Raw genomic sequence first — 24,209 nt, 5'->3', positions numbered from 1 at the left:
CCTAGCCTAATTAGAATTACCACTTAAACCGACGCCGTCATTGCATCCTCAACCGTGTCATAGGTTTTTACTAGCCTATCCATTCGGGTCAACTTCAATAGATCTCTAACAGGTTGTTTAGCGCCAACAATAGCAATTTGCCTATCTCGAAGGAGCTTATAAACCGCCATTACAGCTCCTAGGCCACTGCTATCCATGAAATTTACATTCGATAGATCAAGCAACAAATTAGGTTTAATATCGCCCTGAATATCTTCCATAGATTGCCTAAACGTTGGAGCCAACTTAGCGTCAAAACGCGATTCTTGTACTTCCACAACCGTAAATAGGTCGTTGTTCGACACTTCATAATTCATAGTAATTTTCCTATTGGTTTGGTGCCCATTTACAAACTAAAATACTGATATCATCATCAAAAACGTCACTCTTTTGCCACTCTCTCACCTCTGACACAATGGCATTCGGTTTGTTTTCAAAGTCTGTAGAGGCATGGTGTTGTATCCTCTCTTTTAACCTTTCTTCGGTGTAAAACTCGCCTTCAAATCTTGCTTCAGTGATGCCATCGGTATAAATCCAAACCTCATCGCTAGGACCAAGCGTCACCGACTTTTGCTTGTAGTCTGCAAAATCAAACATACCGACAACAAAGTTATCCTCTCCAAGAAATTCCGTAGACTGCGTTTCATGCTGATACCACACAATTGGTGGATGACCAGCAATGCAATAATCTAACTGCCCAGTTGCCTGGTTCAATACGGCATATACCATAGTAAAATAAAGGGGGTTTGAATCATCTTGGCTATATATGTCATTTAGTTTCGCCACTACCTCATCAGTTCGGCGAATTACTTTTCCTGAGGACGATTCCTTATAAACCACTGAGTTTGGACCACTTGCGATAGACAGCGTTTGTTGGACGGAGAAGGACAACAATGCAGAAGATACCCCATGTCCCGACACGTCTAATAAATAGAAACCAATATGCTGCTCATCGAGTTCGAAATAACCCAAAATATCGCCACCAATCTGCGCACTCGGAATCGATGTGTAATTCATCAACACGTTGTTGAATTCAACTTTCGTTGGTAGCAATTGACGAATAAAATCGCCTGCCGCGTCTAAGTCTTGTCGGATGGTGGCATACGCATTATCAAGCGCCTGATTCTTTTTGAGTAATTCGTTATGAAGATTTAAATTTCTAAAACCAGCTCGAATACGCGCATCTAGTTCGTCTATAGCTGTATTTTTGGCAACAAAATCATCAGCACCTGCATTAATCCCACTGACAATCGAGTCATTATCATCTTTAGCAGATAATAAAACGAAGAATATATAGCGATTGTAATCTGTCGATTTTAGAGCTTGGCACAATTGAACCCCATCCATTTTAGGCATAACCCAATCACTCAATACGAATTGAATATGTTCGCTTTTCTGCAGTATTTCTAAGGCTTCATAACCATGACTGGCTACAGTGACACTATACCCCTTCTTCTTAAGAAGTGAGCTCATTAGAATCTGCGTGGTTTTATTGTCTTCCACCAATAAAACCTCTTTAGATTCTGCTGCGTCTTTGAACTCTTTTTGTGTCATTTACGAGATTCCGTCTCACTTATGAAGCATTATTTACTAGAATAGAAACTGAGAACGAAAAAACAAAAAAATATTTTGCTTTTCTTTACCTTAGAGCAAGGTTGTATATCTGAAGTTAGGACTACGGCTTGCAAGGACGCAATAATAAATGAAGAAATACGTCATTATTGGCTTATCAACCATCACATTTTCCTCGTTGTGTTTTGGTGATGAATATCTATCAAATACTCGCGAGCATGCGCCTGCGCCTATTTCCCCAAACCTGACCAATAGTGATAACTCCATCAATAATAAAGATGAAGACAGTGAATTAGACTTAATTTGGCGAGGCGTAGAAAGCTCCTTCGAACTGCCATTTGGTGAACTAAAAGACCGAGAAGGGTTATCGGGGCTAAGTGGTAACTTTTCACTTAACTTGCCTTTAATTCAAACCCAAGATGCCAACTTGCCTTCCGGCGCAACAAATGGCCCTTCCAATGTCAATTACACAGCAAATTTATCGTTGAAATATGTATTAATCGGCAACTGGTTTGCCTCTGGCACTCTTTATTACTATTTCGATAAAGATCAGCAACAAACATGGAACCCAGACTTTACCTATGTTTTTGGTTATAGCGATTGGCGTCCTTACACTTTTAGTCTTTTGTATTCCAATTACGGTGGGAATCGTTTTTCACCTGAACCAGGCGGCTCAAGAACCAATTTTGATGAGGGTACAGTATCGCTTGGATGGAAGTTTCCAATTACCGGAAAGCTACTAGAGTGGACTCGAGTTTCCGAAGACGGGAGCATTGGGTGTCAAGTCGACTACAATTGGACACCCTCATACTTCGACCTTGCGTCCTCCAGCTACAAGGCTCATCACCGAACCGCATCTCTAGGGTGTAAGTACGCTATTTTCGGGAACTGGTACGTTAACGCCACCGCATTCTATTACTTTGATAAGTCCCAACAACAACCCTGGAATCCCGACTATACCTATGGGTTTGGGTATTTCGATTGGCGGCCAGGAACAATCACTTTGCAATATAACAACTACTCCGGTAACCGTTGGAACCCTGGTAACGCGGCTGAAGGCACTGGCCGTTTCCTAGATGGCTCCATCACCATTGCATATTCATTTGCATTTTGAGTCTCTTAACTTTTTCGTGCAAATTGCGTCGCATATTGGCTTCCACGTAAATCTCAAAATGACACAGAACATCTGCTAAGAATTTTTATTCTAGTTTTCAGATTGTTATAGCCATGAGCAAATTGGCACATATTCTGCTCTACTCCGATTGCGGCGGTTTTGTGGAAAACAGTTCAAAACCTCCTAATTCATATGTTAACGCATCAACGAAATTGGCTAGAGAGAGAATCCCATGGACGGAACAAAAAACGACGACCTGATTACAGGTACTGACCAAGCCGACAATCTAAACGCTAAGTCCGGTAATGATGAAATTCATGCTAAACAAGGTAATGATTTCGTGGCGGGTGGCGAAGGTTCTGATCATATTCAAGCCGGTGAAGGTGCGGACACGGTGCTAGGTGATGTGGAATACGATTCCTCGTCAAACAGTGAAACTTCAGATAGTAGCAGTGGCGATGATAGTTGGGGAACCACGACAACCGTCTATAGCTATTCTGGTTCAGAGTCGAATTCATCAGAAGAAACCATTGTACATGGTGTACGTCTAGGCAATTACATCATAGAGCAAACGGGCAACCTCACTGCAAACTTCAATGTAAGTGGCACCTACGAGACGGTCATAGTCACAATCAAAGATGACCAAGGTGTCGTCATCCACTCTCAAGAAGCCATTGTTGACGAAAACGGTGATGTCGTCATCGATTTTGAGTTTACTGAATCTCAAGTGTCTGCTGATACACCTGTCTTTTTTTCGTTAGAAAGCGTTGATGGTACTCCCATTGATGACGATCTTGAGAGCGTCAATATCGCCGTTCACAACATCTTTAACGACCAAATTTATGGTGGCGCCGGAGACGACATTCTCAAGGGGCAACAAGGTAACGACACCATTTATGGTGAAACGGGTGACGATTTCTTAGATGGTGATATCAATGACGACCGTTTGTTCGGCGAAGAAGGCAATGACGTTTTAGTTGGTGGTAACGGAGACGACTATTTATCCGGCGGCACCGGAAATGACACCCTACTTGGCAGCGACGGAAACGATACGTTACATGGAGATGAAGGTGACGATACGCTGTTAGGTGAACTTGGTGACGACACTATTCACGGCGGCGACGGTGCAGATATTATCATTGGGGACGACGGCGCCGACACCCTATACGGTGATGCAGGTGATGACAAAATCTTTGGTGGCAAAGGTGATGATCTCCTAGAGGGTGGCGAAGGCGCGGACGAGTTACAAGGCGAAGAAGGTAACGATAATATTCTTGGTGGTTCAGGTGCAGATTTTGTTATCGGTGGTGCTGGTAATGACACTATTTCCGGAGGCGACGACAATGATCTCTTGCTCGGCGGCGGCGGCGATGACGTAATGCAAGGTGACGCTGGAAATGACGTTCTTGTTGGCGAATTTGGTAACGATACGCTCTCCGGCGGTGACGGCAATGACGTGCTTATCGGTGATTCAGGTAATGATGTGCTTGTCGGAGGTCTTGGTAACGATGAGCTCTATGGTGGCGAAGGCAGTGACACAATAGACGCAGGCGATGGTGACGACATAGTGCATTCGAATGAAGGAGCCGATGTTATCGCTACAGGCGCAGGCAACGATCAAGTATATGCAGGTGAAGGCAATGACGTCATCAACACAGGCTCAGGCGATGACATTGTATTTGGACAAAGCGGTAGTAATGTCATTGATACAGGAACGGGGGCCGACACTATTTACACCGAATCTGGTGACGATGTCATTTCTTCGGGTGCCGATAACGATACCATTTTTGCCGGCTCCGGACTCAATCAAATAGATTCAGGAGATGGCGACGATACTATCTATGCGGATGATGGCGCAGATAACGTCATTTCTGGGCTTGGAGACGATGTCATCTATGCTGGCGACGGTAACAATACCGTTAAGGCTGGGATTGGTGACGACAAAGTTTACGCGGGGTCAGGTGACGACGATATTGATGCGGGTGACGGACACGATGAAGTTTTTGCGGGCGGCGGCAATGACACCATCAATGCTGGACTAGGAAACGACTCTATTTTTGCAGGCGGTGGCGACGATGTTGTTTTGGGGCAACAAGGGGCCAACAAACTTTTTGGTGAGGCAGGCAATGACACCTTAACTGCGGGCAGCAATGCCAGTGAACTCTTTGGTGGTTCTGGCAATGATGTACTAACAGGTTCTGACGAAAACGATCTACTCGCTGGTGGTTCAGACGACGACCAACTATTTTCTGGCAAAGGTGATGACACCATATTTGCCGGCTCAGGTGCCGATAACGTGGTCACGGGTGAAGGTAATGATACCGTGTTTGGCGAAGCGGGTAGCAACACCATCAGTACAGGTACAGGAGATGATGCAGTTTACGGCGGTACTGGGACTGATACCGTTGATGCAGGCGAAGGTAATGACGCTATTTATGCCGACCGAGGCAATGATGTTGTGCACGCAGGCTTAGGCGATGACCACATTGATGGTGGTGACGGTGATGACAAGCTCTACGGTCAAGATGGAAACGACGCTATTTTTGGTGGCGACGGTAACGATGAGTTAGTGGGTGGTGACGGCTATGATTTCCTCGCTGGTGGCGCAGGCGATGATGTCATGACCGATGATGGACAAGACACATTATTAGGTGAAGCAGGCAACGATACCCTCACAGCGGCAGCGACTGGCTCACACAATATCTACGGTGGCACGGGTGATGATACGCTGATTGGTAGTGATGCCGCGGACACACTTTACGGAGGAGCCGACAACGACACCATTACTGGCGGCGGCGGCAACGATACCCTATTCGCGGGAGACGGTGCGGACACTGTCACTGCTGGTACTGGAGATGACACGGTTTATGGCGAAGCGGGTAACAATACTGTCAACCTTGGTGAAGGCAACGATACGTTATTCGGCGGTTCTGGAAGTGACCATGCTGTTGGCGGGCTTGGTAACGATAGCCTCTCCGGTGGAGGTGGCGCAGATGTTCTATCAGGAGACGCTGGTGAAGATACGCTGGATGGCGGGGATGGTAATGATGAACTATCCGGCGGGGAAGCAACAGACGTACTTCTTGGTGGCGCAGGCAATGACACCTTAAGTGGTGATGCTGGAAACGACTTTATTTACGCAGGAAGCGGCGACGATACCCTGCTTGGGGGCGATGGTACCGACCAACTATTTGGTGAGTCAGGAGATAACCTGATTGATGGTGGTAGCGGTGACGACATTCTAATGGGCGGCACGGGAAACGACACCATTTTAGGCGGTGACGGTGATGATTTCATCAAAACGGGCGCCGGTAACGATACGGTTTCTGGTGGTGTTGGTAATGACAATATCAGCGCTGAGTCTGGTAGTAATGTGCTATCCGGTAACGCAGGTGACGACACTATCACTTCAGCGGATGGTAATGATACTTTGGATGGGGGCGAAGGTAATGACGCGCTTACTTCCGGAGGGGGACATGACACGGTTCGCGGTGGATTAGGCAACGATACTATCGTCGCTTCGGCAGGTAATAATACCCTTTACGGTGATGAAGGAAATGACACGATTAGTTCCGGTGCAGGTGACGATACCTTGTATGGGGGAAGCGACAACGACTCGCTCATTTCAGGTGCTGGTCATGACAAACTGTATGGAGGCGACGGCAACGACACGCTCAATGCCGGCTCTGGCCATGACGTCTTAGAAGGTAACGAAGGGGATGACAGACTCTACGGCTACGGCGACAACGACCAACTCGACGGCGGTTCCGGTAATGATCAGTTGTTTGGTGGTGATGGCGATGACCAGCTAATTGGTGGTATTGGTAACGACAAGCTCAAGGGTGATAGTGGTGTCGACCTACTCTACGGTGGCGAAGGCAATGACCGTTTAGAAGGCGGGTCAGGAAACGATACCCTATTTGGGCAAGATGGTAATGATACTCTCTATGGTCAATCCGGTGACGACCAAATGTTTGGTGAGTTGGGCGATGACAAACTCTTCGGCGGTAGCGGTAACGACAATCTCTCCGGTAAGGAAGGGAACGATACGCTCGATGGCGGAGGTGGTAGTGACTATGTAGATGGCGGTGTGGGTAACGACACCTTACGCGGCGGTAGCGGTGATGATCTTGTCTTTGGTCAAGAGGGCAATGACTCTCTAGATGGAGGGTCGGGTCTTGATCAGCTGTTTGCAGGAAGCGGTGACGATACTTTAACATTTGATAGTGAGGAAATGACCTCTGGTGATGCGAACACCGTATATTTTAGCGGGGGTGAAGGGTTCGATGTCCTTGTCGTGGGCAGCGACGGTGACAACCAAACTATAGATATGTCTAAAACTGCATTCCAAGAAATAGAAGGGGTAAGAGTCAACTCTTCAGATACTGACATATCCATTGCATTAGACAAAATAGTAGTTAACGACACCGCTGGAGAGGCGAATGGACAATTCGTGTGTACTGGCGCCAACTCCATCGACCTCACAGGTTGGGGTTGGGAGCTAAAAGGTACGACAACAGACATGGATCAAGGTTTGAAAGATGCCTACGAAGCACAAAATCTTGATACATCTAGCCTATACGGCTACAAGCTTGAAAGCTCAGACGGTAAAGAGGTCACGATTTGGAGCGACCTAGACCAAGGCAATATCAACTTCCCAACAGATATTGCTTAACCTTTTTCCTTGTGAGTTCCTGACTGTTTGCCCTTCGAAAGAAGGGCTTTTTTTATGCCACTATTTAAGAGTAAAGCTGGAGTAAATTTAGAGATAAGATATTGGTTTTAAGAATGGAGATAACCGTATACTTTTTCGTTGCAGTGCTGGCAGTGGTAAGAGTGATGGTGGGTTTTCTGACCACAATGTGGACAAGGAATCATACGTTGATCTTTACTAAGTAGCATAACAACTAACCCTATGGGCCCTAAGACATAACCAAGTAAAATCCCAGCAATTAGTCGACCTTTGAGTGCTCCTACTACCCCACTCGCAATAAAAAACGCGCCATAAAAGCTTAGCCAAAAAAGCATGTCTGAATCCATCTATACTTCCCTCATCGCCCGATAATAGCTAACCGTTAGCGGTGCTGTTAGGTAATCCCAAAGTGTTCGCTGTTCCAAAACAATAAATACTTCAGTTTGCATGCCAGGGTATAGTTCGATGTTTTCTAACTGATGCAGCGCTTCGGCGTTTAACCTCACTTGTACTTTGTAGCCAACGACATTGTCATCAACATCATCACCCAAACGGTCTGCAGCGACATAAGTCACCTCACCATCCACAGGCGGGGTCTTTCGAATGTTATAAGCGCTTAATCTGACTTTGGCTTCAAGACCGACTCGCACCACATCAATATCTTGTGGAGGTACCAAAGCTTCGATAATCAACTCATCACTGTCAGGGACGATTTGCATTAAGATATCACCAGGATTCACCACTGCACCTACTCCAGCAATATTAACACCAACAACCGTTCCTTGATGTTCACTGCGTATTGTTACCCGTTCGCGCACATCCGACGCCGCTTTCAAGGCTTCTTTGACGTCGCGCGCTTCTTTTTGAGTCGAGGCTAGCTCAGCAGCATAGCTTTGCTGTTGTTCTAGGCGCTGCGCTTTATGGGTTTGCTCTAAAGCGTTTAGCTGCCTGAGTCCAACCTCAATATCGGCATTCACCTCTGCAAGCTCTGCGTCAATTCTTGCCAATGCTCTTTGTAGCTCCAACATTCGAGTCTTTGAGACATAACCTTTATCCACCAGCCCCTTGGTCATATCAATTTCTTGTTTAACTAAGGAGAGTTGTCGTTCCACTGCTCGCTTTTGAAACTGCCCTCCTCGTACTTGCTCATCTAATAAGGCTTTACGCTGTAAGTACTGCCCTTGTGAGAGCTCTGATTTCAAAAGAGCCTGTTGAAACTGGACTTGCTCGTTACTCACGATATTGCTCAATATCTGCGTACGTTCAATGGTGTTAGTGGCTAGTTCAGTCCTATCTCCCATACTCCAATCAACAACACTGCGCTCTTCGAGCAGTGCTTTTAATCGGCGTTTTTGAAACTCTAACGACATAAGCTTGAGATCTAAGCGCTGAAAATCTGCTTCTGCCCTCGAGTTCGATAACTCTACTAGAATTTCGCCGACTTCCACATGCTGACCCTCACGCACAAAAATCTGTTTTACGTATCCACCTTCCAGGTGTTGTACAGGTTTACGTTTGCTCTCTACTACCACGACACCTTTTGCGATAGATGCGGAGCTAAGCTCTACACTCGTACTCCACCAGACAAAACCAAACACCGTTAGTAAGGTAAGTACTATCCCTGATTTAATGACTTTCGATGTATCAAAAACCATAAGTCCTCCTACCCTGCTGTTCGCGCTGTTGATGCTGCTGGTTCTGGAGTAGTATCCACACTCGAAGATAAACCGAGGAACTGCTCACTCTTACCAGCTTTCTCGACCTTCCCATCTTTTAAGAGCACAACCCAATCCATTTGACGCAGAAAACCAGGGCGATGACTGATCATCACAACGGTGATTTCGTTCTCTTTACAATGTTGGAGCACAATAGCGAGCGCGACTTCACCTTCTGGGTCAAGGTTAGAGTTGGGTTCATCAAGTACTAGCACTTTAGGGTTGGAGAAAATCGCTCTAGCAAGACCAATTCTCTGCATCTGACCACCAGACAGCTGCAAACCACCTTCACCGCAGTAGGTTTGATACCCTTCAGGAAGCGAGATAATCAGTTCATGTATGCACGCTAATTTTGCCGCTCTAACTACATCCTCATCATCAGCGTCACTGAAACGACAAATGTTGTCTCTCACCGTCCCAGCCAGCAAACCAACATGTTGTGGTAAATAACCAATGTGTTCCCCGAATTGTATATCCGACCATTGGCCTATAGCCGCCCCATCCACTTCTATCATTCCAACACTTGGCTGATAGATCCCCATAATGAGTTTCGCTAAGGTAGACTTTCCCGAGCCTGAATTACCCAGTATGGCAAGTGCTTGACCGGCCCCAAGTTTAAAACTAATGTTCTGCAATATTGGCTCCTGCACATTAGGTAACTTCAGCCCTACATTCTTGAAATGCACTTGCCCTTTAGGATCCGGTAGTTTAATTTTCTGCGTTGCATCTTCGGAGCTTTGTAACACGTTTAAACGTCGCCAAGACTTATACGCAACGTACCAAGATTTCCAACTACCCACCGCCTGTTCAAATGGGGACAACACGCGCCCCATGATAATGGAGCTCGCAATGATCGCTCCTGTACCAAGCTGTTGATTGAGAACTAAATACACGCCTAACGACAGAACTACCACTTGAAGTAAGGTTCTGAAGTATCGACTAAGTGCCAGTAGCTTTCCCGCTTTCGAATTAACTAACCACTGATAGGCAAGCATCTTTTCACTTTTATGTTCCCATACACGGCCAATATTCTCTGACATTCCCATCGCTTTAAGCATTGGGGCATTGCGCAAATAGTCGTTTAGCTCCATGTTGGTGCGATTTGAAAACTGAACAGACTCTTCATTAGTGGTTCTTGACTGAACCAACATGATCATTGCTAACAAGACAAAAGTAACAGTGCCAAATAGAGCAACTAAGCCAATGTATGGGTGAAGCATAAAGAGAATAATGAGGAAGAACGGTGACCAAGGAATATCGAAAATTGCAGACGTCGATGGCGTCACCAGAAAATTACGGATCTCCGATAGATCCTGCAAACCTTGCTTTTCAATTCTGTTGGTTTGGGAGGATTGAGATATGCTTCGAGACAACAATAAGCCGCTTAAAGAAGCATCCAGTTTAAGTCCCGATTTTTGAAGAAGCTCTGTTCGAATATGCTCTAGTAGGAACTGTGCGGTAATAAGAAACAGCACAATCCCCATCAGCGCAAACATGGTTTCCATGCTATAACTCGACAAGACTCGATCGAATAACTGCAAACCATAAATAGGTAAAGACAGAACTAAGAAATTAATCGCAAGACTGAACCAAGCGGCTACCCACAATTCCTTGCGAGCCTGAGAAAACGCTGTTCTGATACGTTCCATGTGTTCTCTATACTGTTGTAATTGCTTCGTACTGGGCAGTATAGGAACTACGTTGGGTATTTCGAGATTATTTGATGATCAAACTCTCTTTAGAAACAAATCCTTAGTGTAACGCTCACATCGTTTAAGCAAGTTGTAAAAGACGGCTGATTTCTTGTCCAGTCACAAACTGTCTTTGGCTTTCTTTTAACACCCAATTAATTGGATTTCTCACCCATGGCTGTGGGTCATTTTTCGGAAAGCGGTCTACCGTTCTTAATCCAACCACGTTCAAACCTACTTCCTGACACGTCTCTATACATCGTTTGGCGTGCCATGCTTGCGCAACCACTATCACGTTACGGCCCACGGATTTATCTAACGCTTTTCTTGCTACGTCAGTCGTGGTTTGGTAGTTGTCATCAGCAATTACATGTGCATTGGGCAAAGCCGTAATGTGCTCTGCTACTTCTTGTTGTATATGCGCGTCAAGAAATCCGTTTTCACGAACCAAATCAGTGGCTACATTGGCAAGTCGTTTGTTGACATCTTCGCTATCACCGAAAGAAAATGCCACTACGCTATGTGCATTGAGTGGTGAACCAAAGTTTTCGCTAACGAGCGTTGTAGTTTCTAAATACTGAGCAAGCCTTTGTTTCTGAACGGTATCTAGCTGATAGTCGAGTTGTTCAGATTTAAGAAAATTAGCCAAGATACTGGCTGACTGGCGAACGAGAGAAGCGTTAGATTGAGTGAGTAAGTCGATGAATTTTCGCATAGGAGCACCTTAATTTCAGCTCGCCTATCCGTTGACTTTTGAAGAGTCCTTTGACGCAGAACATAGTAACAGAATTATCGAAAAAGAACAGAAAAACGTTCAATTATTATACAAATTACTTCTAATTTAAAACCTCCTGATAAGTATCGTAAAAACTAGATTAGAAAAACATTATTCATGTCTTATCATTTAGTTAAGCATGGAATCTAGAGTAAGGGAGCAATATAAGTGCAAAAGTTGATGGCAAAGCTAGCTCTCTACGTTGCTTTCATTCCCGTGCTCACTTTTGCGTCCGATGAAATAGAAGCACCCAGTTTTTATGGCGGAAGAGGCGTCTCTCAGGGTGATACCTCTGAGGCACCTTCCACTATCGAATACCAAAGAAGGGCGCTCGCTCCCCCAATTATTGTCGAAACGATAATTGATGTCCCTTCAAATGTTGAGCTTAACAAACCATCATTGTCCCCAACTAATTCAAGTCAAACTGTTGAACTAGATTTGTCTCGTTTAACGCGCAACGATTGGCTACTTGCAAAAAAATCCATGTACTACTTTGATTTAAATTATCATCCTGAAACTGGGTTCTGGGATTCCGTACAAGGCTATCATCACGCGACCATGTGGGACATTGCGAGTGGAATTTCAGCAACGCTAGCAAGTTATGAACTTCAACTCATTTCCAGAGAAGAAGTAAGAGATAAACTTAGTCTTACTTTAGATACTCTCGCTACTCTAGCTTTGTATAAAAATACCCTCCCGAATAGGGAATACAGCACCAAACATGGAAAACCATCAGGCAGTTACAGCGACACCCAAAGTAATGGCAATGGTTGGTCGGCGCTTGATATAGGTCGATTACTTATTTGGCTACGCATCACCGAACAAATGCTGCCCGAACTGGCTAGTAAAGTCGCCATCATAGAAAAAAACTGGAAACTGGCATCAGCAGTTCACAAAGGTACCCTTTATGGCACCAAACTATATAAAAACAAAGAACACTACCGACAAGAAGGACGCTTAGGCTATCTGCAATACGCCGCACAAGGGTTTGAGTTATTCGGTTATAACTTAGCGCAGAGCTTTACCAAACAGCACGTAGAAAAAGTGTCGGTCGATGGTATGTCTGTATATGTGGATAATCGAAACGTCCCCTATTTCACTACTGATCCCTATGTACTAACTGCCATAGAAATAGGGGCAAAGAACGTATGGTGGAATCAACTTGATCAACTTTACCAACTGCATAAAAAACGTTCCAAACAGTTAGGACAACCTCAAGTATTTGCTGAAGACGCGATGAGTAAAAGTCCTTGGTTTGCCTATAACAATATTTACTATTATGGCAAACCTTGGCTGAGCGTGAGCCCCGGGGGTAAACCGATCGAGAACCCACAGACGTTCAGTTCAAAGATAGGATTCGGACTAAGTGTTTTATATGCCGACGATTTCTCACAACAACTCTACAACACGGTTGTTAAAACCAGTCTAAGCTCTCGAAGTATCCCAACTGGTCGTTATAAAAATGGCGGCACTAACACCGCCTATAACATCAATACCAACTCTCTTGTGCTTACAGCACTATGGTATAAAGCGCTTGGTAATCATGCTCTCTACCCTTATGCATTAGAGCAGTCAAATTCCGCCAAATAGCCTGCAAGTTCGCCAATGTTGTCACCTAGAGTGTTCTTACGTTAAACACATGCTCTACATTGCTGATAGCTGAAAGGAGTTCATCGTTAGGCTCTTGCTCAATATCGAGAATGGTATACGCGACCTCCTCTCGGCTTTTATTCAGCATATCGAGCACGTTAATATTCAAATCAGCCAACAGAGACAATACGCTACCCAAGACCCTAGGGACATTATCGTTAGCAAACGTAATTCGGTAGCCCTCTGCCCTTTCTAAACGAATCGTAGGAAAGTTAACTGAATTAGTAATGTTGCCATTTTCCAAGAAATCAATGAGCTGCTCCGCCCCCATGATGGCGCAATTTTCCTCTGCTTCGGACGTCGAAGCGCCAATATGAGGCATGAGGATCACGCCATCACGCCCAATAAGAGAGGGCGTTGGAAAGTCAGTCACATACTGATCAATTTGGTGATTCTCGAGCGCGGTTATTACTGCGTCTGTATCGACAATTTCTTTACGAGCAAAATTCAGCAACACCATGCCTGGTTTAGCTGAAGACAATAAATCGTGGTTAATCAATCCTATAGTTGAAGGCAGTGCAGGAACGTGAACGGTCACGAAATCACATTTTGCAATCACCGACACTAAATTCTCCGCTCGCTTAATACGACTTGATAACCGCCAAGCCGCTTCAACACTCAGCGCTGAATCGTAACCAATCACGTTCATACCAAGATCAATAGCGGTGTTAGCGACAGAGGCACCAATTGCGCCTAAACCAATTACACCAAGTGTTTTGCCTTTGATTTCAGAGCCAGAAAAACGCTTCTTTTCCTTCTCTAATAGCTTGTCCATCGCCATGGCATCTGTCATATCGGAGAGGGTGTGGGAGTAACGAATACCACCCACGACATCTCTTGCCGATAACAAAAGCCCGGTTAATACCAACTCTTTCACTGCATTGGCATTAGCACCCGGCGTATTAAACACGACAATTCCATTTTCCGTGCAAGATTTGATCGGGATGTTGTTTACCCCTGCTCCGCATCGTGCAATGGCTTTAACGCTTGAAGCAATGGACTCATCAAGGAGTTTATGACTGCGAAGCAAAATTGCATCAGGCTCACCAAACTCACTACATACTTCATATTTGTCGCGTGAAAACTTATCCAATCCTTGATTCGAAATAGCGTTGTAGGTCTTTATTTTCTTCATTGTCGCTTCACCTTAAGTTGAAATTCCATTTCTACTCATCAGCGTACTGTTATTGTCCCAAAGCTGGCTTTTTTCTGTTGTGCCAGAGACAACAAAGCACCTGACCAGCAGGTGCTTTGTAATTATTGTGTGACTTCAGCATAAGCCCAATCTAGCCATGGCAGTAACGCTTCCAAGTCGCTAGATTCAACGGTAGCCCCTGCCCAAATTCTGAGTCCCGCTGGCGCGTCCCGATAAGCGCCGATATCAAACGCGACACCTTCATCATCCAACAATTTAATCATCGCTTTAACTTGCTGCTCCGATGCATCAAGCGTGAGGCATACACTGGTGTTAGAACGTTGTGTTGGTTCTTTAGCTAAGAAGTGTATCCACTCTCGTGATTCAACGAAGTTTGTTAGTACAGCAAGGTTGGATTCTGATTTCTCAATCGCCGCACCTACACCGCCAATATCTGCCACCCAATCTAGAGCATCAATATAGTCCACTACGCATAACATAGAGGGCGTATTAATCGTCGCACCCTTGAAAATGCCTTCTATGAGCTTTCCACCCTTTGTCATGCGGAAAATCTTCGGCAATGGCCACGGGGGTGTATAAGTCTCTAATCGCTCGACCGCTTTAGGGCTCAAAACAATGACCCCATGAGCCCCTTCTCCACCTAACACCTTCTGCCAGCTGAAAGTGACCACATCCAGTTTTTCCCAAGGCATAGCCATCGCAAACACAGCGGAGGTTGCATCACAAATAGTCACCCCTTCTCTATCATCGCTAATCCAATCACCATTCGGGACTTTCACTCCAGAGGTCGTGCCATTCCATGTAAAGATGGTATCGTGATGCTGATTAGCCTGTGTTAGATCTGGTAGCGACCCATAATCAGCTAAATAACTATTTACTTGTTCAAGTTTCAACTGTTTGGTGATGTCCGCTAACCAACCTGAGCCAAACGACTCCCAATGGAAAACATCGATTGGACGATGACCTAACATCGACCACATCACCATCTCCATAGCTCCAGTATCGGATGCCGGAACGATGCCAACACGATAGTCTTCAGGGATACCCAATATCGCTTTGGTTTTTTCTATCGATTCAGCCAGTACGGCTTTACCTAGAGATGAACGGTGACTACGACCTAATGTGGAAGCATCCAGTTGAGTGAGATCATACCCCGGACGCTTGCTACATGGTCCAGAAGAGAAGTTAGGGTTTTGCGGTTTGAGTTGAGGTTTCATAAGCCTCCCTGCTTGTGAATATTGAATAACTATTCATCACATTGTCGTAAAACAGACGCTAAGGCAAGAGGGTTATGCTGAACGACAATAAATATTTGTATTTACTGTGTGAAATGAGCCGTTTTCTCTGCAAAAACAACAAAAGAGTGCTTTGGATTTTTGAGATAACCCAAAATTAAAAAGGCAGTGCTTTTACGCACTGCCTTGAACGGGATACTGTTTGTTTCTTATCCCACAACACCAACAGCAGCTTGCATGATGATACCGCAGATGTAAGCTCCGTACGTCCCTAGCGCATAGCCAAGTACTGCCATCAAAATACCTACTGGTGCTAATGATGGGTGGAAGGCGGCGGCGACAACAGGCGCTGATGCTGCACCACCAACGTTGGCTTGGCTACCTACAGCCATAAAGAATAGCGGAGCACGAATCAGCTTAGCCACAAAGATCATCAGCAATGCGTGAATCGTCAGCCATGTAATACCGATAAAGAAGTAGCCCGGATTATCTAGAATAGCAGTCACGTCCATTTGCATACCGATAGTCGCCACTAGAATATAGATAAACGCTGAACCGATTTTAGAAGCCCCAGCATGTTCTAGTGTGCGCGCTGGTTTGAACATGGAAGCAATCAATGCAAATGTCGTAACAAGAACGATGAGCCAGAAGAATCCTGACGTCAGACTGTATTTCTCTAACTCTGGCGCATTGGTTGCGATCCAAGGAGCAATCAAATCAGAGCCAAAATGTGCGAGACCCGTTAAGCCAAAGGCGATCGCCACGACTTTCATCATATCTGTCGTCGTGATTGGACGAGAGTTTTCCTCTTCGTACTTCGCAACGGTTTCTTTTAGTTCATCGATAGAAGAGGTGTCAGCTTTAAGCCATGCATCCATTTTCTTTTGACGACCAGCCATGATAAGCAAGATAGCCATCCAAATGTTGGCACAGATAACGTCAACCGTAATCATCGCAGAAAATAATTGGTCGCCTACACCGAACACTTCTTTCATCGCAGCTTGGTTAGCACCGCCACCAATCCACGAACCTGCAACTGTTGTTAGGCCACGCCATACATCACCAGAAACGAGGTCTGGATTGATAAAATCTAAAATTACGATTGCGGCTGGTCCACCAATGATGATACCCAATGTACCCGTTAAGAACATAATTACCGCTTTCGAACCTAAGCCGAAGATCTTCTTCAAATCTGCAGAAACGATCAACAGAACCAAAGCGCCCGGCAGTAAGTATCGGCTAGCAACAAAATATAGCTTAGAGTCAGAACCGTCGATAATGCCCGTTGTATTAAGTAAAGACGGGAGGAAATAGCACAGCAACAGACCTGGGACAAAAGAGTAGAATTTTCTCCAGAAAGGATTTTTGCTGCTCTCGGTGATAAATACCCCACCAAGAATGGCAGCAAGTAAGCCCATTATGACTGCGTCATTCGTGATCATTATTGTTAGTCTCCTTAACTTGCATCCATTGAAACATTTGGACACATTTGGTCAGTGGCCAGAGACTATACATATATCTCTTTATTGTCACAAATTTTAACAATTTTTACCCAATCGAAATGAATAAATAGAAATTCATCTTTGCCAAAAATCGTTTAGCCTACGCGTTTTGAGTCTGTCGATTGCGTATAGCCATTCACTAGAATTAAGTAAAAACGCTATATTATCAGCAAGTTGTAATACGAACTTTATGTTGTTCAGTAATCATTTCGGCAACAATTCCTTCACCACTAATCATCAACTCCGCAATACAACTAGACGCATAAAAATTGTTAAATCGTACAAATATCAAACAAACATCTATTGATTGTTATTTGATACAAATCACATTTGAGAACATAAAAGTGTTGAATTTTAACGGTGATTTTCACGAAACTTTACACCATGTATCACATTTTCAGCACTATTTGCCGCAACTGAACCAAAAAAAGAGGAGCAAAGCTCCTCTTTCGTTTACTCGTTAACATTGAGTATAGGTCATTCCATAGTCGGCATTGAGAATGAGCTTGTATGCTGTTCTAATCGAACACTAGCAGGCCAACGACTAGTCACGGTTTTCATCTTGGTATAGAAACGTACGCCATCATTTCCATGAACGTTTAAAGGTCCAAAGATAGAACGCTTCCACCCTCCAAAACTATGAAATGCCATTGGAACAGGAATTGGCACGTTCACACCCACCATGCCAGCTTGAACATCCTCACTAAACTGACGTGCGGTTTCCCCATCACGAGTGAAAATAGCGGTCCCGTTACCATATTCATGTTGATTGATTAATGATAAAGCCGTTTCGTAGTCACTGACACGAACCACGGCTAACACCGGTCCAAAAATCTCTTCCTTATACACTGTCATTTCTGGCGTGACGTTATCAATCAGAGTTGGGCCAACAAAGTACCCTGTTTCATTTCCCGTAACGGTAAAGTCGCGGCCATCAACAACAATTTCAGCACCTTGTTCTTCGCCGCTAGTGATATAGTCGCAAATGGTTTGTTTGTGAAGCGCAGATATCACCGGGCCCATATCGTTTTCAGTACCCTCCACAATACCTGGGCCTACTTTCATTTGTGAAATTTGCTGTGTGAGCTTCTCAATCAAACGGTTTGCGGTCTCATCGCCGACTGCCACTGCGACGGACAGTGCCATACAACGCTCACCTGCTGCACCATATGCCGCCCCCATAATGGCGTTGGTCGCCATATCCATATCGGCATCTGGCATCAAGATGCAGTGGTTCTTCGCCCCGCCAAGGGCTTGGCAGCGTTTCCCATGAGCAGAGGCTGTGGCATAAATGTATTCAGCGATTGGCGTAGAACCTACAAAACTAACCGCCTCTACTTTAGGTGACGTAAGCAAGGCGTCTACAACTTCTTTATCACCATTAACTACATTAAAGACACCATCAGGTAATCCCGCTTGTTTTAACAATTCAGCAAGAATCAAAGCCGTTGACGGATCTTTCTCAGACGGTTTCAACACAAAAGTATTACCCGTCGCTATGGCAACTGGAAACATCCACATTGGAACCATGGCTGGGAAATTAAACGGAGTAATACCAACACAAACACCGAGAGGTTGCATCAAAGAGTGACTGTCAACGCCAGTGCCGACATTAGCTGAGTGCTCACCTTTCTGTAGGTGAGGGATACCACAGGCAAACTCCACCACTTCTAGCCCACGAGTCACCTCCCCTATCGCATCGGAGTAAACCTTGCCATGCTCATTTGAAATGGCGCGTGCTATCCGATCCATATTCGCTTCAAGTAACGCCTTGAATTGAAACATCACTCGCGCACGTTTGAGCGGTGACGTCTTAGACCAAGCTTTAAAGGCTGTACTCGCCGCTTCAACCGCTTGCTCAGCTTCATGAGCGTAACTCAATACCACTTGTTTTGTTTGTTCTCCGGTTGCAGGGTTATAGACCGCACTAAAGCGCTCACTTTCACTGTTAACAATCGCCCCTGCGATATAGTTCTGAATGGTTTCCATAGTATCTCCACAATTCTAATAAATACTCAGGCATCGAATATCACTACGATGTACTCGGCCTGAGTGCATGTAGTTACATTCGATTTTTCCACGCTGAAACAAGCGTTAGATAGTTCGCCTTTATATTCGCTTTGAATGTGTCGTCATCTAATTGGTTAGCAAGCCACGCTTTCGAAGGCTCACCAAAGATAGTCCGCCCTACAGCAAACCCTTTAACAAGCTTACTGGCTTGAGCGTGTTTAAACCCTTCAGCCAGCGCTTCTTTCGAGGCATCTAATCCAAGTAAGACAACGCCATAGCAATGGCTGTCATTGCTTGACACTAGATCTTCAACCGCTCTCCAGCCTTCAGGTAATAGAGGAGGCAACTTCCACCAATCCGGTTTGATTCCTAACTGATAGAGTCGCTGTATCGTTTCGATATAATAGTTATCACCTTGAGGCATCGAGCTTGGCAGAATGACTTCAATCAGTAATTCATGCCCTGATTGGCAGCATGCAAGATAAACATCACTTAGTAGGCGCTCTTGTTGCTTTTTGAGTTCAAGAGCATCGTCAGGATGATAGAAGACTAAGCACTTCACAATGTGTTCTTTAGGCCAAGACACAAGTTGCGAACCAATATTGCCATGTTCAAGCTCCAAAGGACGAGAGCCTGGCAGCTCGATTGGTCTTCCAATCCACCAACCTTTACCTGTAGCTTCATTGAGTGCAGCTTGTCCATAAGTACTATCACATAACAAACCGGCTCCGCCTTGTAACCCCTGCTCACGCACTGTTTCTGAATACGCTTCTAGTATCAGCTTCTTGAGCTTGGGCAACTGACTCAATGACGCACCGACATCTTGAGCCATTTGCTCCAATTGAATTCGATGGTCAAAGGCAAGTATGCAAAGGTCGTCCCACTCTTTATCTCGAGTAGTCACACGATGTAAGTGATTCAATCTTGTATCTAAGTCTGGCCTTGGGACTTGCTCTGCACGTGATAAGTAATCGTCCAACTCCTCTTTCGAAGGCATCGCCGGAGCGCAACCGTGACGAGAGACAACTAGTGCTCCACAAGCATTCGCATAATCACACGCTTGTTGCCAGCTTTCATCATTGAGGTAGCCTCGCAATAGTCCAGACATAAAGGCATCGCCAGCGCCGAGCACATTAAGCACATCAACTCGTACACCCGTTGCGTTAATTGCACCATCAAGGTGGTCTGGAATTTGCGAATCGTAGACCGAGCAACCTAAAGCACCTCGTTTGCAAACCAATGTCGCATCAGTGACTTTGCGCACCCCATTAAGTGCTTGTAACGTCTCGGTTGAACCACCTGCAATATGGAACTCCTCTTCTGTCCCGACGATCAAATCGAACAGGCCGAGCACCTCTTGTAATTGCTCAGTGACCACTCCTGATTCAATAAAGCGAGTCTCACCATCGCCCAGTGAAGTTAATCCCCAAAGCACCGGGCGATAATCGATATCCAACGCAGTTCTTACGCCGTGCTTTCTTGCATAGCGAAGTGCAGTAAGCACGGCATCTCGGGTCTTAGGATTCGACAAATGCGTGCCCGTGATAGCGAGGCAGCGTGCTGACGCAATATAGTCTTCGTCTATATCGTCAGACGTAATGGCCATATCGGCACAGTTGTCACGGTAGAAGATCAGCGGGAAAGTATCTTCATCTTTGATACCCAATATGACTAAGGCAGTTAGACGTTCTTTATCAGTAATTAAGAAACTAGTGTCTACACCAAGTCTTTCAAGCTCTTCACGAAGAAATCGCCCCATATGTTCATCGCCCACACGAGCCAGCATTGACGACTTTAACCCTTGTCTCGCTGTGCCATACGCGACATTACCAGATGAGCCACCTAGGTATTTCGAGAAGCTGCTCATGTCTTCTAGCCGTGAACCAATTTGCTGACCATAAAAATCGACGGCCACCCTGCCCATGCAAATCACATCAAACTTCTTATCCTTCTGCCTCATTACCTCATCTCCTCCAAGATTAATGAAATTTTTATTTCATTTTATTATAAATTGGAATTATCGATAAAAACCGTGATCGGCCGCCAGTTTTTATGTCCAATCTAATCAACAAACCTAAAAAACGATCGAAATCGAAAATTATTTTTCATTTAACCGAGATCGTTTATCAAATCACCCCACCATGCCTCGATCCATTTATAACTTTTAAAAAACACACGTTACAGATTATTTATTCCGTTTTAAAACATATACTTAAAAAGAAAACCACCAATAGGCAAGAAAATCAAGTGAGATCGAGATAACACTTTTAACAATTACGACACATTAACAGTGGTGATATTTTGAACATCACCTTATAGTTAAAAACCAACGGATAGTAGAAAATATTTTTCAATCAAGTTTGCTACCACCGTTAGTAAAAAGTCAGAGTGAATACTGAATAAATGCTCTACAGATTTCATCTAATAACGAAATGAAATATTCATATTTGTCGATAGATAAGTGTGATGGATACCAAGGAGGCATTTATGCCAACTAAGAAACAAGGGATTACTATGTTGCTGGACAGAATGTTAATACTCGCATCAAACACCAAAGCACTGCTTAAAGGAACGCTATTAGTTCTTGGACTTATTGTTCTTACCGCTTGTGGTCAGGAAGAGAAAAAAGACGATGTAACACGCATTGGAGTAGCGATACCAAACTTCGATGACACCTTCATGGTTTATATGAAAGATGCCATGGATAAATACGCTAAGCAGTTTGATGGCAAAGTCGAACTCACATTTGTGGACGCCAAAGAAGACGCAGCCAAGCAATTAGGCCAAGTAGAGAACTTCATCGTTCAGCAAATGGACGCCATTATTTTGGTTCCAGTTAACACTGATGCCACGCAACCTCTTACAGACCGAATCATCAAGGCAGGGATTCAACTTGTTTATCTGAACCGTCGACCTGACTATCTGCCCGATAGTGTGTTCTACGTTGGTTCTGAAGAGCTGAAATTTGGCGAAACACAAGCTCAATACATCACAGATTCAGTCGACGGCGGTAATGTTGCCATTCTTATGGGTATGCTGACTCATGAAGCCGCAATCATGCGCACTAAAGGTGTCGAAGACTACTTGTCTAAAAATCCAAACTTCCACGTTGTCAGAAAACAAACCGGTCTATGGCAGCGCTCACAAGGCATGACGGTTATGGAAAACTGGCTCAATTCAGGAGACAAGCTTGATGTCATCGTTGCAAACAATGACGACATGGCTCTAGGAGCAATTCAAGCATTGCGCGCAGCAGGCAAGCTTGATGACACCTTAGTCGTTGGCGTTGACGCAACACCTGATGGTTTGGTTGCGGTAAAAGATGGAGCCCTAAGCGCTACTGTATTCCAAGATGGCGCGGGCCAAGCACGAGGTGCTATCGATGCTGCGGTAGATGCTGTTAAAGGCAAAAAACATCAACAGGTCACTTGGATCCCCGCTGAGCTTGTGACTCAAAGTAATTTAGCAGCATTCGAAGCGAAGCAAAAAGGTTAACCACCCACGCTCCGTGTTCTCCCCCTCTTTAGAATACGGAGCTTTTTTCGGAGTAGTAATAGTATGAGCCAAGTCTTACTAGAAATGCGTGGAATCACCAAAACCTTTCCTGGTGTAAAAGCGCTCGATAATGTGCAGCTCACTTTGAAACAAGGCCGAGTTATGGCGTTGATGGGTGAAAATGGTGCGGGTAAATCAACCCTAATGAAAGTGATGTTTGGTATTTACCAAAGAGACAGCGGTACCATTCGCTACAAGGGAGAAAATGTTGAGTTTCAAGGCGCCAAAGAAGCGTTAGAAGCGGGTATTTCAATGATACACCAAGAGCTATCTCCTATCCTGCATCGAAGCATCGCAGAAAATATCTGGCTGGGTAGAGAACCGCTAAAAGGGCCACTACGCCTTGTAGACCACGCCAAGATGTACAGTGACACCACAGAGTTATTAAGTAAATTGGACTTAAAACTCGACCCCAAAACTCCAATGAGTGAACTGACCGTCGCAACTATGCAAATGGTGGAGATTGCGAAAGCTATCTCCTATCAATCAGAGATCATCATTATGGATGAACCAACTTCCGCACTCACGGATAAAGAAGTTGACCATCTGTTCGAAATCATCGAAATGCTGAAGTCTCGTGGTTGTGCGATTGTTTACATCAGTCACAAGATGGATGAGATATTCAGGATCTGTGACGATATTACTGTCTTTCGTGACGGCTGTTTTGTCGGCGAGCGCGAAGCGAAGCTTACCAACAATGACGAATTGGTACAGATGATGGTAGGTCGAGATTTGGGAGAAGTATTCCCTCCCCCAACCGCCAAACCGGGTAAAACTCGCTTGGAGGTTGAAAACCTCACCGTTGAAGGCGCATTCAGCGATATCAACTTCAAATTACACGAAGGAGAAATTCTTGGTATCGCGGGTCTAGTAGGCGCAGGTAGAACCGAGTTAATTGAAACGCTTTTCGGCGTTAGGCAAAAAGACGCAGGCACTATTCGAATCAATGGTGATTACGTCGAAATTAACACACCACAAGATGCTATCCGACACAAAATGGCATTCCTAACCGAAGATCGACGACATTCAGGGCTTTATCTGATGCTCGATATTTTCGCCAACACCTCTATTGCTCATTTGGACGCCTACCGAAACAAAGTCGTCAACGTGCTCGATGTGAGAAAGATGAAGCAAGACAGCCAAACCCACTGTGAAAAGCTAAAAGTAAAAACGCCGGGAATGTACGAAATGATCGACAATCTGAGCGGCGGTAATCAACAAAAAGTATTGTTGGCTCGCTGGATGCTGACTAAACCTGACATCTTATTCCTAGACGAACCCACAAGAGGAATCGACGTTGGAGCGAAGTCAGAAATCTATAAGCTAATGCGTCTGCTAACCGGCATGGGTAAAAGCTTGGTCATGATCTCATCAGAACTTCCAGAAGTCATGGGAATGAGCGACCGCATCTTAGTTATGCATGAAGGCAAACTCAAAGGTCTTATCGACGGCCCTGATGCGACGCAACAGAAAATCATGTCGATGGCACTCAATTAAACATT

The 24,209-nt window shown here is 44.9% G+C and carries 16 protein-coding genes; 5 read left to right on the top strand and 11 right to left on the bottom strand.

All coding sequences use genetic code 11. The features are described from left to right. Positions 1-23: 23 nt before the first annotated feature. Both HOP38_RS07135 and HOP38_RS07130 read right to left on the bottom strand, forming a co-directional pair. Positions 24-356 carry an STAS domain-containing protein gene (locus HOP38_RS07135; RefSeq protein WP_006070671.1) on the bottom strand — a complete coding sequence of 111 codons (333 nt, stop codon included), beginning with the start codon at positions 354-356 and terminating at the stop codon, positions 24-26. 10 nt (positions 357-366) lie between these two features. Next, positions 367-1,593 (bottom strand): PP2C family protein-serine/threonine phosphatase, encoded by a 1,227-nt coding sequence (locus HOP38_RS07130; protein WP_198557741.1) that lies wholly within the window; start codon positions 1,591-1,593, stop codon positions 367-369. Positions 1,594-1,741: 148 nt separating this feature from the next. Between HOP38_RS07130 and HOP38_RS07125 the strand changes: the two genes are divergently transcribed. Further along, positions 1,742-2,725: a hypothetical protein gene (locus HOP38_RS07125; RefSeq protein ID WP_124941081.1), complete on the top strand. Its 984-nt coding sequence runs from the start codon at positions 1,742-1,744 to the stop codon at positions 2,723-2,725. A gap of 232 nt (positions 2,726-2,957) precedes the next feature. Next, a complete protein-coding gene (locus HOP38_RS07120) occupies positions 2,958-7,400 on the top strand; it encodes a beta strand repeat-containing protein (protein ID WP_198557740.1) in 4,443 nt (1,480 codons plus the stop codon). 107 nt (positions 7,401-7,507) lie between these two features. Here HOP38_RS07120 and HOP38_RS07115 read toward each other — a convergent pair whose 3' ends face one another. The 4 genes from HOP38_RS07115 to HOP38_RS07100 all read right to left on the bottom strand — a co-directional run bounded on the left by HOP38_RS07115 (position 7,508) and on the right by HOP38_RS07100 (position 11,539). Further along, positions 7,508-7,765 (bottom strand): membrane protein, encoded by a 258-nt coding sequence (locus HOP38_RS07115; protein WP_006070667.1) that lies wholly within the window; start codon positions 7,763-7,765, stop codon positions 7,508-7,510. Then, positions 7,766-9,073, bottom strand: coding sequence for an HlyD family type I secretion periplasmic adaptor subunit (locus tag HOP38_RS07110; protein ID WP_198557739.1), 1,308 nt, complete (start codon positions 9,071-9,073; stop codon positions 7,766-7,768). Between the two features lie 8 nt (positions 9,074-9,081). Continuing rightward, positions 9,082-10,782 carry a type I secretion system permease/ATPase gene (locus tag HOP38_RS07105; RefSeq protein ID WP_198557738.1) on the bottom strand — a complete coding sequence of 567 codons (1,701 nt, stop codon included), beginning with the start codon at positions 10,780-10,782 and terminating at the stop codon, positions 9,082-9,084. 124 nt (positions 10,783-10,906) lie between these two features. After that, entirely contained in the window at positions 10,907-11,539 is a 633-nt protein-coding gene (locus HOP38_RS07100) for a YdcF family protein (RefSeq protein ID WP_198557737.1), read from the bottom strand. A 228-nt stretch (positions 11,540-11,767) separates the two neighbouring features. On the opposite strand from HOP38_RS07100, the gene HOP38_RS07095 reads away from it, so the two are divergent. Beyond that, the gene (locus HOP38_RS07095) at positions 11,768-13,189 is read left to right on the top strand and encodes a DUF3131 domain-containing protein (protein WP_198557736.1); all 1,422 of its coding nucleotides are present in this window, start codon (positions 11,768-11,770) and stop codon (positions 13,187-13,189) included. 25 nt (positions 13,190-13,214) lie between these two features. Here the strand turns inward: HOP38_RS07095 and HOP38_RS07090 are convergent, their stop codons facing one another. The 5 genes from HOP38_RS07090 to HOP38_RS07070 form a co-directional block, all read right to left on the bottom strand. Then, the gene (locus HOP38_RS07090) at positions 13,215-14,384 is read right to left on the bottom strand and encodes a phosphoglycerate dehydrogenase (RefSeq protein ID WP_124941075.1); all 1,170 of its coding nucleotides are present in this window, start codon (positions 14,382-14,384) and stop codon (positions 13,215-13,217) included. Between the two features lie 122 nt (positions 14,385-14,506). Then, positions 14,507-15,622: a phosphoserine transaminase gene (locus tag HOP38_RS07085; protein WP_031496908.1), complete on the bottom strand. Its 1,116-nt coding sequence runs from the start codon at positions 15,620-15,622 to the stop codon at positions 14,507-14,509. 227 nt (positions 15,623-15,849) lie between these two features. Continuing rightward, entirely contained in the window at positions 15,850-17,082 is a 1,233-nt protein-coding gene (locus HOP38_RS07080; protein WP_006070660.1) for a DUF819 family protein, read from the bottom strand. Positions 17,083-17,619: 537 nt separating this feature from the next. Continuing rightward, complete coding sequence (locus HOP38_RS07075; protein WP_198557735.1) at positions 17,620-19,131, bottom strand: CoA-acylating methylmalonate-semialdehyde dehydrogenase; 1,512 nt, start codon at positions 19,129-19,131, stop codon at positions 17,620-17,622. 73 nt (positions 19,132-19,204) lie between these two features. Then, the gene (locus HOP38_RS07070; protein ID WP_198557734.1) at positions 19,205-21,112 is read right to left on the bottom strand and encodes a bifunctional 5-dehydro-2-deoxygluconokinase/5-dehydro-2-deoxyphosphogluconate aldolase; all 1,908 of its coding nucleotides are present in this window, start codon (positions 21,110-21,112) and stop codon (positions 19,205-19,207) included. Positions 21,113-21,639: 527 nt separating this feature from the next. On the opposite strand from HOP38_RS07070, the gene HOP38_RS07065 reads away from it, so the two are divergent. Beyond that, on the top strand, positions 21,640-22,647 hold the full coding sequence (locus tag HOP38_RS07065) for a sugar ABC transporter substrate-binding protein (protein ID WP_006070657.1): 1,008 nt from the start codon (positions 21,640-21,642) through the stop codon (positions 22,645-22,647). Between the two features lie 63 nt (positions 22,648-22,710). Continuing rightward, on the top strand, positions 22,711-24,204 hold the full coding sequence (locus HOP38_RS07060; RefSeq protein WP_006070656.1) for a sugar ABC transporter ATP-binding protein: 1,494 nt from the start codon (positions 22,711-22,713) through the stop codon (positions 24,202-24,204). The last annotated feature ends 5 nt before the right edge of the window (positions 24,205-24,209 follow it).

Source organism: Vibrio mediterranei, from assembly GCF_013364395.1.
Lineage (GTDB): Bacteria > Pseudomonadota > Gammaproteobacteria > Enterobacterales > Vibrionaceae > Vibrio > Vibrio mediterranei.
The sequence above is the reverse complement of the archived record's forward strand: the minus strand, read 5'-3'. Positions and strand labels throughout refer to the sequence as shown.